The sequence below is a fragment of the Halochromatium sp. genome (genome assembly GCF_046541315.1).
GTDB lineage: Bacteria > Pseudomonadota > Gammaproteobacteria > Chromatiales > Chromatiaceae > Lamprobacter.
This window is the reverse complement of record NZ_JBKHDN010000064.1, coordinates 1-13063: the sequence shown is the minus strand read 5'-3', so window position 1 is coordinate 13063 and position 13063 is coordinate 1. Positions and strand designations below refer to the sequence as shown.

Genomic DNA, 13063 nt, shown 5'->3' with positions numbered 1-13063 from the left:
ACGTCAAGGACGTGCTGCTGCTCGACGTCACCCCGCTGTCGCTCGGCATCGAGACCCTCGGCGGCGTGATGACCAAGCTGATCGAGAAGAACACCACCATTCCGACCTCGGCGAACCAGGTGTTCTCGACCGCCGACGACAACCAGACCGCCGTGACCGTGCACGTGCTCCAGGGCGAGCGCGAGCGGGCGGCCGATAACAAGTCGCTTGGACGCTTCGATCTCTCGGACATCCCGCCGGCGCCGCGCGGCGTGCCGCAGATCGAGGTCAAGTTCGACATCGACGCCAACGGCATCCTCAACGTCCATGCCAAGGACAAAGCCACCGGCAAGGAGCAGTCGATCGTCATCAAGGCCAGCTCCGGTCTCTCGGATGAAGAGGTCGAGCGCATGGTCAAGGACGCCGAGGCGCATGCCGAGGACGACCGCAAGTTCCACGAGCTGGTCGGTGCGCGCAATCAGGCCGACTCGATGATCCATGCCACGCGCAAGTCGATGGAGCAGCTCGGTGACGACAAGCTCGAGGCCGGCGAAAAGGAGCGCATCGAGAGCACCATCGGCGAACTCGAGGAGGCGATGAAGGGCGAGGACAAGGAGAGGATCGACTCCCTGACCAAGGCCCTGGGCGAGGCCTCCGGCAAGATGGCCGAGCGGCTCTATGCCCAGGATCAGGGCGCGGGCGCGGCGGGTGACGCCGGTGCCGGGGCTGGCGAGGGCGCGAAGGCGCAGAGCGACGATGTGGTCGATGCCGAGTTCGAAGAGGTCGACGACGACAAGCGCTGAGCCGCGCGCCATGCCCCAAGCGCCTGTGCTGCGGCCAGGCGACGGCGTGTGGGCGCTTGCTCACGCGCCGTTTCGTTTTCGATGATCCGAGCGTTCCGCGATGCGGATTTCTGTTTCCCAACGACTGACCGATTACGCGAATGTCCCAGCGCGATTACTACGACGTCCTCGGCCTGAGCCGAAATGCCAGTGAGCAGGACATCAAGAAGGCGTTTCGGCGTCTCGCCATGAAATACCATCCGGATCGCAACCCGGATGATGCCGAAGCGCTTGCCAAGTTCAAGGAAGCCAAGGAGGCGCACGACGTCCTCACCGATGCCCGCAAGCGCAGCGCCTACGATCAGTTCGGCCATGCCGGCGTCAGTGGCCAAGGCGGTTTCGGTGGCGGCGGTCCGGGTGACTTCGCGGGCGGCGGTTTCTCCGACATCTTCGGCGATGTCTTCGGCGACATCTTCGGCGGCGGTCGCGGCGGTGGCCGGCGTACCGCGCGCGGCGCCGATCTGCGCTACGACCTCTCGCTGACGCTGGAGGAGGCGGTCACTGGCAAGGAGGTCAAGATCCGCATCCCGACCACGGTGGAATGTCATCACTGCGGCGGCAGCGGCGCCAAGCCCGGCACCAGCCCGAAGGATTGTCCCACCTGTCACGGCATGGGCCAGGTGCGCATGCAGCAGGGCTTCTTCTCGATCCAGCAGACCTGTCCCGAGTGTCGCGGCACCGGCAAGGTGATCGAGGAGCCCTGCCGGTATTGCCGTGGCGCCGGTCGCCTGAAAGAGGAGAAAACGCTCTCGGTCAAGGTGCCGGCGGGCGTCGACACCGGCGACCGCATCCGCCTCGCCGGCGAGGGCGAGCCGAGCGAGCATGGCGGCATGGCGGGCGATCTCTATGTGCAGATCGTGGTCCAGGAGCATCCGATCTTCAAGCGCGAGGACAGCCACCTGTTCTGCGAGGTGCCGATCAGCGTCGTCACTGCCGCGCTCGGCGGCGAGATCGAGGTGCCGACCTTGAACGGCAAGGTGGTGCTCAAGGTGCCGGCCGGAACCCAAACCGGTAAGCTGTTCCGCATGCGCGGCAAGGGCGTGAAGCCGGTGCGCGGCGGTCCGGTGGGCGATCTGCTGTGTCGCGTGGTCGTCGAGATCCCGGTCAATCTGACCGAGCGCCAGAAGGAACTGCTGCGCGAATTCGAGGAGAGCGTCAGCGCCGGCGGCAAGCACCACAGTCCGCAGTCGAGTTCCTGGCTCGACGGCGTCAAGCACTTTTTCGAAAAGATGGGGCTCTAGCCCGGGAGAACAGCGATGGAACCGATTCGTGTCGCGGTGGCGGGCGCAGGCGGCCGCATGGGCCGCACCCTGATCAGCGCCGCACATGCCACCGAGGGTCTACGCGTCACTGCCGCGACCGAGCAATCACAGAGCACCTTGGTCGGTGTCGATGCCGGCGAACTCGCGGGCATCGGGCCGATCGGCGCCCCGGTGCGCCCCGACCTCGACGAGGTGCTGGCCGATTTCGATGTGCTGATCGATTTCAGCACGCCGCGCGCGACCATGCATCACCTGGAGTTGTGCCGCGACGCCCGCTGCCGCATGGTGATCGGCACCACCGGGCTGACGCCGGATCAGCGCGAGGCGGTCAGCGAGGCGGCGATCGACATCGCCCTGGTGCTGGCGCCGAACATGAGCGTGGGCGTGAATCTGTGCTTCAAGCTGCTCGATCTGGCGGCGCGGGTGATGGGCGACGATGTCGATATCGAGATCATCGAGGCGCATCACCGGCACAAGGTCGACGCGCCCTCCGGCACGGCGTTACGCATGGGCGAGGTGATTGCCGAGGCCCTCGGGCGCGACCTCGGCGAGGTCGCGGTTTACGGCCGGCAGGGCCACACCGGCGCCCGTGAGCGCCAGACCATCGGTTTCGAGACCATCCGCGCCGGGGATACGGTGGGCGAGCACAGCGTCTGGTTCGCCGCCGATGGCGAGCGGGTCGAGATCGCGCACAAGGCGAGCAGCCGCATGACCTTCGCGCGCGGTGCCTGTCGCGCTGCGCGCTGGATCGCCGAGCGCGAGCGCGGTCAGTTCGACATGCAGGATGTGCTGGGGCTGCGCGAGCTGTAGCTCAGGCGAGCTGATGCTGATCGCGCATGTAATCGTAGACCAGCCCCGACACCGCGCGGAGGGTGTTGCTGCGGTTGGTGATCCAGGTGGTGTAGTAGTTGGTGCGTTGGCTCTTTTGGATGATGCCGATAAAGGTGTAGGGGCGGGGACGGCCAAGACGGTCGTGGGCCTCGATGATGCCCATCTCGCCGCAGAGCATCGCGGTCGAGCCCGACTTATGGTAGACGCGCACCGTCGAGGGGATGTTGTTGACGCCGCGCGTGATGCGATTGTGGTTGGGGAGTCCCATGATGCGCCGGACCTCATGGGCATACGGCATGCGGTCGTGCCAAAGCGCCCAGAGGTAGCGGCTGTAATCGTGTGCCGAGGCCAGATTGCGATAGGTGCGGCCGTTGGCCGGCACATATTCGACGATACTGGTCTGCTGGAAGACGCCCGGCGCATGGCGCTTGAGCACATACTCGACATCCTTGGGGCCATGGTTGCCGTTGTAGTGGCTGATCAGCTGCATCAGCTCGGTCGTTGCCGGATTGCTGCTGTTGCGGATCATCCGCTCCATGGTCTCGCGCACGCTAGGGGTATAGCGCAGCCGCGAGCCCTGCTCCTGCATGGTGTAGAAGAAGGCCTGCGCGATGAAGGGCTTGATCATGCTGGCGGCTTGGCGGGGTACCGCCTCGTTGATCGAGACCAGCTTCCGCGCCGAGGTGAAGTCATAGATCGACCAGGAGGTTTGCTCGTCGGCGCGGATCAGCCCCTGCACGCGCTGTTGCTTGACCAGCCGGACCAATTGGCTCTCCAGGGGGGAGGTCGCCGCCACGCTTGGTCTTGGAGCGCCGAGCAGCACGGACGCGGCGGCCCCGCCAAGCGTGGCGATGAACCGGCGGCGATCGAGGTGCAGGCCGGCGCTGCCAGCGTCTGCGCGATGAGCTCCCCACATCCCTGGCTCCTCCAAACCGCTGTCTTCTCGATCGCTGCTCTCTAGACCGCTCATCGACTGCGCCTCGATGCCTGTTGCGTCCGCGCTCTGAACCTATCCGCTCCAAGGGTAGGAGAAGCAGCGCCTAAAAACAAGGGGCGCTTGATCAAAAAGAGCTTTTCAGTCAGTGTGATCGAACGCTTTTCTCAGAAATGTCCTGATCTTTCGCGAACCTCTCGATCAGCTCTCGGTGACGGCGGTTTCGGCCGCGTAACGGGCCAGGACCTCATCGATCTTGTCCGTCAGACGCGCTTCGATCTGCGCCTTCATCGGGCTCAGCAGCCCGAGGTCGATCCGCAGATCCATGGAGTCGTCGGCGAGCGCGAGCAGGCCTCCGATCCCCGAGCGATTGAAATGGAGCACATCGCCTTCCCAGTGATAGTCGGCGCCGTACTCGTCGCGCACCCGTGTGGCGATGCGCTCGATCTCGGCCCGAGCGGCGTCAAGGCCAAGGCGGTGGGGGCGAGCAACATGGATTGTCGACATGGATGTCCTCGGTGTCTAGCGGGTGTCCGGTCAGTGTAAGGTCGCCGCTTGCCGCAGCGTACGGCGATAGGCCGCCGAGCGCCGATCGCCCCCGCGGGCAAGCGGACGCGCGCGCCGATTGAGCCTGTGTTTGATGGCTTGGCAGAAGCGCTCGTCACCCAGCACCCAGGCCTTATTGGTGGCGGCCCTGATCTGCTCGATGAGGGTTTGACTCAAGCCGGCGTCGAAGCGCGCGCGGTAGCTTTGCTGGCGATCCGCAGCGGTGTCGCCGAGAGCGCGATAGACCGGGTGCGGGGTGGTCAGTTCGTCCTCGATGCCGAGCGCGTTGGCGGCATGGCTCGACCAATCGTAATCGTCGGCCTGCTCGACGAACGCGGCGCGCACCGGATTGCTCTCGATATAGCGGCTCACCGGCAGCAGCAGGGTCTCCGGGTCGAGCAGGGTCGCGCGGTAGCGACCTTCCCAAAGCGTTCCGGCGCGCCCATAGCGGTGGTTGAAGTACTGCACGAAATAGCGGCCGGTGTACTGCATCAGTTTGCCGATGCCGTCGTCGCGCCAGGGCGTGAGCAGCAGATGGAAGTGATTCGGCATCAGCACATAGGCATGGATGTCGCAGTCGAACTTGGCCGCCGCATCGCACAATCGCCCCCAGAGGAACCAGTAGTCCTCCTCGTCGCGCAAGATCCGTTGATGATGCGTGCCGCGTTGGATCACATGCTGTGGAAAACCGGGAAGGACGAAGCGCGGAAGACGGGCCATGGGACGATGACTCCTTGTTGCGAAAGGGTCTGAGTTCCAGTATAGACGATCGATGGGGGCGACCGATGTGACGGCGTGACCAGTTTGCCTACGATGACGAGGCCGGCTAGGGTATCATGGTGCGTTTTGCATCCAACGGAGGCCCGCATGGAAGACATCAACCCGGCGCGTACGCAGATCGCCGATCTCAAGGGGCGCCTCGAGCTCCTTAGGGGGTATCTTTGACGTTGCCGGCAAACAAGAGCGCCTGACCGAGGTCCTGCGCGAACTCGAAGAGCCCGAGGTCTGGTCGGATCGCGAGCGCGCGCAAGCATTGGGGCGCGAGCGCGCCGCGCTCGAGAGCGTGGTCGATACCATCGGGGAACTCGATAGCGGACTGGCCGAGGCCGAGGATCTGCTGGCGATGGCGGCCGAGGAGGAGGATGCCGAGACCGTCGCGGCGGTGCTCGCCGACCTGCAAGGCGACGAGCAACGGGTCGCCGAGCTTGAGTTTCGGCGCATGTTCTCCGGCGAGATGGACGACAAGAATGCGTTCATCGACATCCAGGCCGGCTCCGGGGGCACCGAGGCGCAGGACTGGGCCGAGATGCTGTTGCGCATGTACCTGCGCTGGGCCGAGACGCACGCCTTCAAGGCCGAGCTGACCGAGGTCTCGCCCGGCGATGTGGCCGGGATCAAATCGGCCACGGTCTCGGTGCAGGGCGATTATGCCTTCGGTTGGTTGCGCACCGAGACCGGCGTGCATCGATTGGTGCGCAAGTCGCCGTTCGATTCCGGCAATCGGCGCCACACCTCGTTCGCGGCGGTGTTCGTCTCGCCCGAGATCGACGACTCGTTCGAGATCGAGATCAATCCGGCCGATCTGCGCATCGATGTCTATCGCGCCTCCGGTGCCGGTGGTCAGCACGTCAACCGCACCGAATCGGCGGTGCGCATCACCCATCTGCCCACCAATACGGTCACCCAGTGCCAGAACGGCCGCTCGCAGCATGCCAACAAGGACCAGGCGATGAAACAGCTCAAGGCCAAGCTCTATGAGCTGGAGATGCAGAAGCGGCGCAGCGAGCAGGAGGCGCTGGAGGAGAGCAAGTCCGATATCGGCTGGGGCAGTCAGATCCGCTCCTATGTGCTGGACCAGTCGCGCATCAAGGATTTGCGCACCCATGTCGAGACCGGCAACACCCAGGCCGTGCTCGACGGCGGCTTGGACCTCTTTATCGAAGCGAGTCTCAAGAGCGGGCTTTGATGCCCCGCCGACACCGGGCCTGCGGCCCGATACGCATCACCACAACAGGCGCGGATAGGCGCCACGCATCCGCCAACCACGCTGATTGGGAGCCATGAACCAGACGCAGCCGAACGACGCCGAGCCGGGCACCGAGCCGAGCACCGAGCAGGGCGCCGCCCCATCGCAGCAGGACGAGAACAAGCTGATCGCCCAACGCCGCGAGAAGCTCAACGCCATCCGCGCGCAGGGCACCGCCTTTCCGAACGATTTTCGCCGCAACGCGGTGGCCGGCGAGCTGCATGCCCGTTACGGCGAGATCGACGGCGCCGAGCTGGAGACGCGCCATGTGCGCGCCAAGCTCGCCGGCCGGCTGATGAGCCGGCGCGTGATGGGCAAGGCAAGCTTCGCCCATCTGCAGGACATGAGCGGGCGCATCCAGCTCTTCGTGCAGCGGGATGTCCTCGGTGCCGAGGACTATGCCTGGTTCAAGAAGGAGCTGGATATCGGCGACATCATCGGCGTCTGCGGTCAGCTGTTCCGCACCAAGACTGGCGAGCTGTCGCTCAAAATCGATCGCTTGCGGCTGCTGACCAAGGCGCTGCGGCCGCTGCCGGAGAAGTGGCACGGGCTCGCCGATACCGAGAGCCGCTATCGCCAGCGCTATCTCGACCTGATCATGAACGAGGCCACGCGCGCGACCTTCCAGGTCCGCACGCGCGTGGTGCAGGGCATCCGGGCGTATCTCAACGAGCGCGCCTTCCTCGAGGTCGAGACGCCGATGATGCAGGCGATCCCGGGCGGCGCGGTCGCGCGGCCCTTCGTCACCCACCACAACGCGCTCGACATGCAACTGTTCCTGCGCATCGCGCCGGAACTCTATCTCAAACGCTTGGTGGTCGGCGGCTTCGAGCGCGTCTACGAGATCAACCGCAACTTCCGCAATGAAGGATTATCGACACGGCATAATCCCGAGTTCACCATGCTCGAGCTGTATCAGGCCTATGCCGATTACCGCGACCTGATGGACCTGACCGAGGATCTCCTGCGCACGCTCGCCGAGCAGGTGCTGGGCACCACCCAGATCGCTTATCAGGGCGAGACCTACGACTTCTCGCAGCCGTTCGCGCGTCTCAGCGTGCGCGAGTCGATCCTGCGCTTCAATCCGGACCTGAGCGACGCCGATCTCGACTCGCTCGAGCGCGCCCGCGCGGTGGCCGAGCGTCTCGGCATCCACCTCAAGGACAGCGCTGGGCTGGGCAAGGTGCAGATCGAGATCTTCGAGAAGACGGTCGAGGGCCGGCTACTGCAACCGACCTTCATCACCGCCTATCCGACCGAGGTCTCGCCGCTGGCGCGCCAGAGCGACGACGATCCCTTCGTCACCGATCGTTTCGAGTTCTTCGTCGGCGGTCGCGAGATCGCCAACGGCTTTTCCGAGCTGAACGATCCCGAGGATCAGGCCGAGCGCTTTCGCCAGCAGGTCGCCGACAAGGACGCCGGCGATCTGGAGGCGATGCACTTCGATGCCGACTACATCCGCGCGCTCGAGCACGGCCTGCCGCCGACCGCCGGCGAAGGCATCGGCATCGATCGCCTGGTGATGCTGTTCACCGACGCGCCCTCGATCCGCGATGTGCTGTTGTTCCCACACATGCGCCCGCAGGACGCTGAGCGCTGAGCATCGACCATGAGCGGCACGCGATTCGATGGCGAATGCGCTGGCGTGCTGATGGCCAGACATGCGTATGAGACGGCGAGGCACATCTTGGCGCCCCAAGCGTTCCCGGCTGGGCGCGCTCCTGCTGATCGGCGCGCTGGCGATCGCGCTCCTGCTGGCGCTGTGGCTGTTTTGGAACCATGAACGGATCCTCGACTGGAAGCGCGAGGCCGATCCGCTCTCGTTCTTCCTGCTGATGGCCGTGCTACCGGCGCTCGGCTTCCCGATCACGCCGCTGTTCGTGCTCGCTGGCGCCGTGTTCGGTACCCTTCTCGGGCTGCTCGGTTCACTGCTGGCGTTGGCCGCCAACCTCGTGCTCTGCCACTGGATCGCCCACAGCGGACTGCGGCCGTACCTGGAGCGCCTGCTGGCGCGCACGCGCTACCGCTTGCCGTCGTTCGATGGCCGTCAACGCAGCGCCCTGCGGTTCACGCTGTTGCTGCGGATCACGCCGGGCGTGCCGCTGTTCATCAAGAACTATCTGCTCGGCTTTTCCGGCATCCCGCTGCGGCTGCACTTCCGCGTGTCGATGCTGCTGACCGGGGCCTATGGGGCGGGCTTCGTGCTGCTCGGCGAGTCCATGCTCAAGCGCAATCTCGCCGAGGCGACCATCGGCCTGCTGGTCGTGGTCGTGATCGCGCTGGCGGTGTTGCTGCTCAGGCGCCTGCTGCGCGCGGGCGAGGCGGCGCCGTAGGCAGGCGATGAATAGGCGGCGGGGCGACCATTGCGGGCGATGATGATCTCGCATTCACGCCCTTGCTCGATCGCTTCCACCAAGCGGGACACAGAGGATTGAGCTGTTTATGCCGCATGATTTGTCATTCGCTCGCCGAGACCCTGGCGCACGTCTACCTGCGGTGGTTCGAGAGCGACCCGGCCATCTCCGGGGACGAGCGGCGGCGCTGGGAGGAGCGGTAAGGGGCGCCCGGCGCGGCACGCCGATCGGCCTGCGAGCGTTGCGGTGCTCGCGAGCAAGTCGCTAGACTAGAGCGCCTTCCCGTGCCGCTGATCCCTGGAGCGCGCCTTGTCGTCGGAACCCCGGTTCGTCCATCTGCACCTGCACTCGGAGTATTCGCTCGTCGATGGTTTGGTGCGGATCAAGCCGCTGGCGAAGGCCGTGGTGGACCGCGGCATGCCGGCGGTGGCGGTGACCGACCAGACCAATCTGTTCTGCTTGGTGCGCTTCTATAAGGCCGCGCTGGCGGCTGGCATCAAGCCGATCGTCGGCAGCGAGCTGGCGGTGCGCAATCCGGCCGATCCGGCCAAGCCGCACCGGCTGGTGTTGCTGGTGCACGAGGAGCGCGGTTACACGGCCTTGACCCGCCTGATCTCGCGCGCCTACATCGAGGGGCAGCGCGACGGCCTGCCGGCGCAGGTCGAGCGCGATTGGGTGTTGGCCGCCGCCGACGGGCTGATCGCGCTCTCCGGCGGCACGGGTGGCGATGTGCAGCGTGCCTTGCTCGGCGGCTATCGGGCCGAGGCCGAGGCGCTGCTCGATGATTGGCTGGCGGCCTTCGGCGATCGCTATTACCTGGAGCTGATGCGCACCGGGCGCGCGGACGAGGAGCGCTGCGTCGAGCTGAGCGTCGAGCTGGCGCTGGCCAGGGACGTGCCGGTCGTCGCCACCAACGACGTGGTGTTCCTCGCCGCCGAGGATTTCGACGCCCATGAGGTACGCGTCTGCATCAACAGCGGGCATACGCTGGATGACCCGCGCCGGCCGCGCCGCCATAGCCCGCAGCAGTCTCTGCGCACGCCGGCGGAGATGGCCGAGCTGTTCGCGGACCTGCCGGAGGCGCTGGAGAACAGCGTCGAGATCGCCAAGCGGTGCAATCTCGATCTGCGCCTGGGCGAGACCTTCCTGCCCGACTCGCCGGTGCCCGCGGGACTGAGCATCGCCGAGCATCTGACCGCCGAAGCGCGCGCCGGGTTGGAGTGGCGTTTGGAGCGTACCTTCGATCGCGACGCACCGGCATTCGCCGAGCAGCGCCGCATCTATGACGAGCGCTTGCAGCGCGAACTCGATGTCATCTGTCAGATGGGCTTTCCCGGCTACTTCCTGATCGTCGCCGACTTCATCCAATGGGCCAAGGTCGAACGGATTCCGGTCGGTCCGGGGCGTGGCTCGGGGGCCGGCTCGCTGGTTGCCTATGCGCTGAAGATCACCGATCTCGATCCGATCGAACACGATCTGCTGTTCGAGCGCTTCCTCAATCCCGAGCGCGTCTCGATGCCCGACTTCGATGTCGATTTCTGCATGGAGCGTCGCGACGAGGTCATCGATTATGTCGCTGACAAGTACGGCCGCGAGGCGGTCTCGCAGATCATCACCTTCGGCACCATGGCGGCGAAGGCGGTGGTGCGCGATGTCGGCCGGGTGCTCGGGCATCCCTATGGCTTCGTCGACAAGATCGCCAAGATGGTGCCGTTCGAGCTGAAGATGACGCTCGACAAGGCGCTGGAGGAAAGCCCGGACCTGGCCAGCGCTTACGAAGACGACGAGGCCGTCGCCGGCATCATCGACATGGCGCGCAAGCTCGAAGGCATCACCCGCAACGCCGGCACGCACGCCGGGGGCGTGGTGATCGCGCCGACCAGGCTCACCGACTTCGCGCCGCTCTACTGCGAGGAGGGAGGCGACCCGGTCACTCAGTACGACAAGGACGATGTCGAACAGGTGGGCCTGGTGAAATTCGACTTCCTCGGCCTGCGTACGCTGACCATCATCGACTGGGCGCTGAAGACCATCAATGCCGAACGTGAGGTCGAGGGCGAGGCGCCGCTGGACATCAATCTGATCGATCCGCACGACACGGAGGCCTTCGCGCTGCTGAAGGACTGCCAGACCACGGCGGTGTTCCAGCTCGAATCGCGCGGCATGAAGGAGCTGATCCGCAAATTGCAGCCGGACAGCTTCGAGGACATGACCGCGCTGGTGGCGCTGTTCCGGCCCGGTCCGCTGCAATCCGGCATGGTCGATGACTTCTGCGACCGCAAGCATGGGCGCGCCGAGGTCGCCTATCCGCACCCGGACCTGGAGCCGATCCTCAAGCCCACCTACGGCGTCATCCTGTACCAGGAGCAGGTGATGCAGATCGCGCAGGTCCTGGCCGGCTATTCGCTCGGCGGTGCCGATCTGCTACGCCGCGCGATGGGCAAGAAGAAGGCCGAGGAGATGGAGAAACAGCGCACGATCTTCGAGCAGGGCGCGGCCGCGCGCGGCGTCGATCCGAAGATCGCCACCCATATCTTCGATTTGATGGAAAAATTCGCCGGTTATGGCTTCAACAAGAGCCATTCGGCGGCCTACGCGCTGGTGTCGTACCAGACGCTCTGGCTCAAGGCGCATTATCCAGCGGCGTTCATGGCGGCCGTGCTCTCGGCCGATATGGACAACACCGACAAGGTGGTGACCCTGATCGATGAGTGCCGCAACCTGGAACTCACCGTCGAGCCGCCGAAGATCAACCGCTCCGAACTCAGGTTCACGACCGCCGGCGACCAGACCGTCATCTATGGCCTCGGCGCGATCAAAGGCGTGGGCGAGTCGGCGATCAAGGCAATACTCGATGCGCGCGGGCAAGACCATCCGTTCGAGGATCTCTGGGCGTTTTGTCGCCGCATCGATGCGCAGAAGGCGAACAAGCGCGTGCTTGAGGCACTGGTGCGCGCAGGGGCGCTGGATGGACTCGGCGAGAACCGCGCCACGCTGATGCACCGGCTGCCACTCGCCCTCAAGCTCGCCGAGCAGCATCACGCGCAGGCGGCAGCCGGGCAGGGCGATCTGTTCGGTATCGCGGAAGCAAGCCCCGACACCGCGGTGGCGCCGGACCCGCAGATCGCGGCCCAGACCTGGCCGGATTGGGACGACGACGAGCGCCTGCGGGGCGAGAAGGAGACCCTGGGCCTTTATCTCACCGGGCATCCGATCAACCGCTACGAGGCCGAGCTGAATGCGATGGTCTCGCAGCGCATCGGGCGGCTGCTGGAGAGCACGCAGGGGATGTCCGCCCCGGCCTGGGGACAGGAGCGCGAGCAGCGCACGCTGATCGGTCTGATCATGGCGATCCGCGCCAACAAGACCGCGCGCGGGCGCATGGCGACGGTGACGCTCGACGATCGCACCGGTCGCATCGAGGTGACGGTGTTCCCGGAGTTGTACGAGCAGGTGCGGCATCTGCTGGTGCCGGATGCCATCGTCGCCGTGACCGGCAGCCTGCGCCCGGACAACTTCACCAATGGTTGGACCCTGACCGCGAGCGAGGTCCGCACGCTGGCCGAGGCGCGCGCGCAGCTCGGCGATCATCTGCTGCTGCGGTTCGACCTCAGCGATCCAGACGCGCATGCGGACGGGGCGCAAAAGGTGCAGGCGTTGGCGACGCTGCTCGAGCACTCTCGCCTCGAGACCGGCCTGCCGATTCAAATCGAGTACCGGGGTCCAGGGGCTTCGATGCGCTTGCGGCCGAGCGGTCGCTGGAGGGTCGATCCCAGCGATGGGTTGCTGAAGCGGTTGCGGCAACTGCTCGGCGCTGATAACACGGCCGTCGAAGTGGTCTATCAGCGGTCGCGAATCGGTCGCGAGGCCGTGCCCAGGCTGTCGCCGCACCCCCCTTGGAGCTCGGCGTTGGAAGCGGACGCGGCGTGCCCGCAGGCGGTGGCTTGAAGAAGATTCTCGGCTGTCAATGTGGTTGCACCTTGAACCCGAGCGCGGATTCAGGCAGTCTCTACACGGTTTTGACCTGCCCCCTGTGCGGTGCGAACTTGCGCGAAGAGGAAGATTTCAGTGAGTGAGAAAAAGTCCGGTCACGATTTCATGTCGCAGATCCTGAAGACTCAAGACCTCGGCATGTTATCGGTCAAGGCCGTTGCCGTATTCCTAGTGGTTGGTACCGCCTACGTCATCCTCGCCGACGATGGCTCTGGCGACGACCAACTCTCGCCCGCGACCATCTCGGCGAACCTCGCCCCGGTCGGTCGCGTTCAAGTCGAGAAGGCGGAGGATGA

11 protein-coding genes are annotated in these 13063 nt (G+C 65.5%); 8 read left to right on the top strand and 3 right to left on the bottom strand.

Features of this window, described 5'->3' with window-relative positions; all coding sequences use genetic code 11:
- The 3 genes from ACLFQI_RS06350 to dapB all read left to right on the top strand — a co-directional run.
- Positions 1–782: Hsp70 family protein (locus ACLFQI_RS06350; RefSeq protein WP_410758055.1), on the top strand; the 782-nt coding region annotated here is incomplete at its 5' end.
- A 140-nt stretch (positions 783–922) separates the two neighbouring features.
- A complete protein-coding gene (gene dnaJ / locus ACLFQI_RS06345) occupies positions 923–2062 on the top strand; it encodes a molecular chaperone DnaJ (protein WP_410758054.1) in 1140 nt (379 codons plus the stop codon).
- Positions 2063–2077: 15 nt separating this feature from the next.
- Positions 2078–2893 carry a 4-hydroxy-tetrahydrodipicolinate reductase gene (gene dapB / locus ACLFQI_RS06340; RefSeq protein WP_410758053.1) on the top strand — a complete coding sequence of 272 codons (816 nt, stop codon included), beginning with the start codon at positions 2078–2080 and terminating at the stop codon, positions 2891–2893.
- A gap of 1 nt (position 2894) precedes the next feature.
- Here the strand turns inward: dapB and ACLFQI_RS06335 are convergent, their stop codons facing one another.
- From ACLFQI_RS06335 to ACLFQI_RS06325, 3 genes are all read right to left on the bottom strand, one after another.
- Positions 2895–3830, bottom strand: a complete 936-nt coding sequence (locus tag ACLFQI_RS06335; RefSeq protein ID WP_410758052.1) for a serine hydrolase — start codon at positions 3828–3830, stop codon at positions 2895–2897.
- Between the two features lie 219 nt (positions 3831–4049).
- Positions 4050–4355 carry a polyhydroxyalkanoic acid system family protein gene (locus ACLFQI_RS06330; RefSeq protein WP_410758051.1) on the bottom strand — a complete coding sequence of 102 codons (306 nt, stop codon included), beginning with the start codon at positions 4353–4355 and terminating at the stop codon, positions 4050–4052.
- Positions 4356–4385: 30 nt separating this feature from the next.
- Positions 4386–5114, bottom strand: coding sequence for a transposase (locus ACLFQI_RS06325; RefSeq protein ID WP_410758050.1), 729 nt, complete (start codon positions 5112–5114; stop codon positions 4386–4388).
- Positions 5115–5261: 147 nt separating this feature from the next.
- Here ACLFQI_RS06325 and prfB point away from each other — a divergent pair.
- The 5 genes from prfB to ACLFQI_RS06300 all read left to right on the top strand — a co-directional run.
- A protein-coding gene (gene prfB / locus ACLFQI_RS06320) for a peptide chain release factor 2 (RefSeq protein ID WP_410758048.1) occupies positions 5262–6360 on the top strand; the annotation gives its coding sequence in 2 pieces (ribosomal slippage) (positions 5262–5336 and positions 5338–6360; 1098 coding nt in all).
- Between the two features lie 94 nt (positions 6361–6454).
- The gene (lysS, locus tag ACLFQI_RS06315; RefSeq protein WP_410758047.1) at positions 6455–8020 is read left to right on the top strand and encodes a lysine--tRNA ligase; all 1566 of its coding nucleotides are present in this window, start codon (positions 6455–6457) and stop codon (positions 8018–8020) included.
- A 67-nt stretch (positions 8021–8087) separates the two neighbouring features.
- Positions 8088–8753 carry a VTT domain-containing protein gene (locus ACLFQI_RS06310; RefSeq protein ID WP_410758046.1) on the top strand — a complete coding sequence of 222 codons (666 nt, stop codon included), beginning with the start codon at positions 8088–8090 and terminating at the stop codon, positions 8751–8753.
- Positions 8754–9083: 330 nt separating this feature from the next.
- Positions 9084–12722 carry a DNA polymerase III subunit alpha gene (dnaE, locus tag ACLFQI_RS06305; protein WP_410758044.1) on the top strand — a complete coding sequence of 1213 codons (3639 nt, stop codon included), beginning with the start codon at positions 9084–9086 and terminating at the stop codon, positions 12720–12722.
- Between the two features lie 120 nt (positions 12723–12842).
- A partial coding sequence (locus ACLFQI_RS06300) for a hypothetical protein (protein ID WP_410758043.1) occupies positions 12843–13063 on the top strand: 221 nt, incomplete at its 3' end.

Bases quoted from the DNA above. Each gene is read 5' to 3' on its own strand.
- dnaJ (WP_410758054.1), top strand. From the start codon at position 923: ATGTCCCAGCGCGATTACTACGACGTCCTCGGCCTGAGCCGAAATGCC.
- dapB (WP_410758053.1), top strand. From the start codon at position 2,078: ATGGAACCGATTCGTGTCGCGGTGGCGGGCGCAGGCGGCCGCATGGGC.
- ACLFQI_RS06335 (WP_410758052.1), bottom strand. From the start codon at position 3,830: ATGTGGGGAGCTCATCGCGCAGACGCTGGCAGCGCCGGCCTGCACCTC.
- ACLFQI_RS06330 (WP_410758051.1), bottom strand. From the start codon at position 4,355: ATGTCGACAATCCATGTTGCTCGCCCCCACCGCCTTGGCCTTGACGCC.
- ACLFQI_RS06325 (WP_410758050.1), bottom strand. From the start codon at position 5,114: ATGGCCCGTCTTCCGCGCTTCGTCCTTCCCGGTTTTCCACAGCATGTG.
- lysS (WP_410758047.1), top strand. From the start codon at position 6,455: ATGAACCAGACGCAGCCGAACGACGCCGAGCCGGGCACCGAGCCGAGC.
- ACLFQI_RS06310 (WP_410758046.1), top strand. From the start codon at position 8,088: ATGAGACGGCGAGGCACATCTTGGCGCCCCAAGCGTTCCCGGCTGGGC.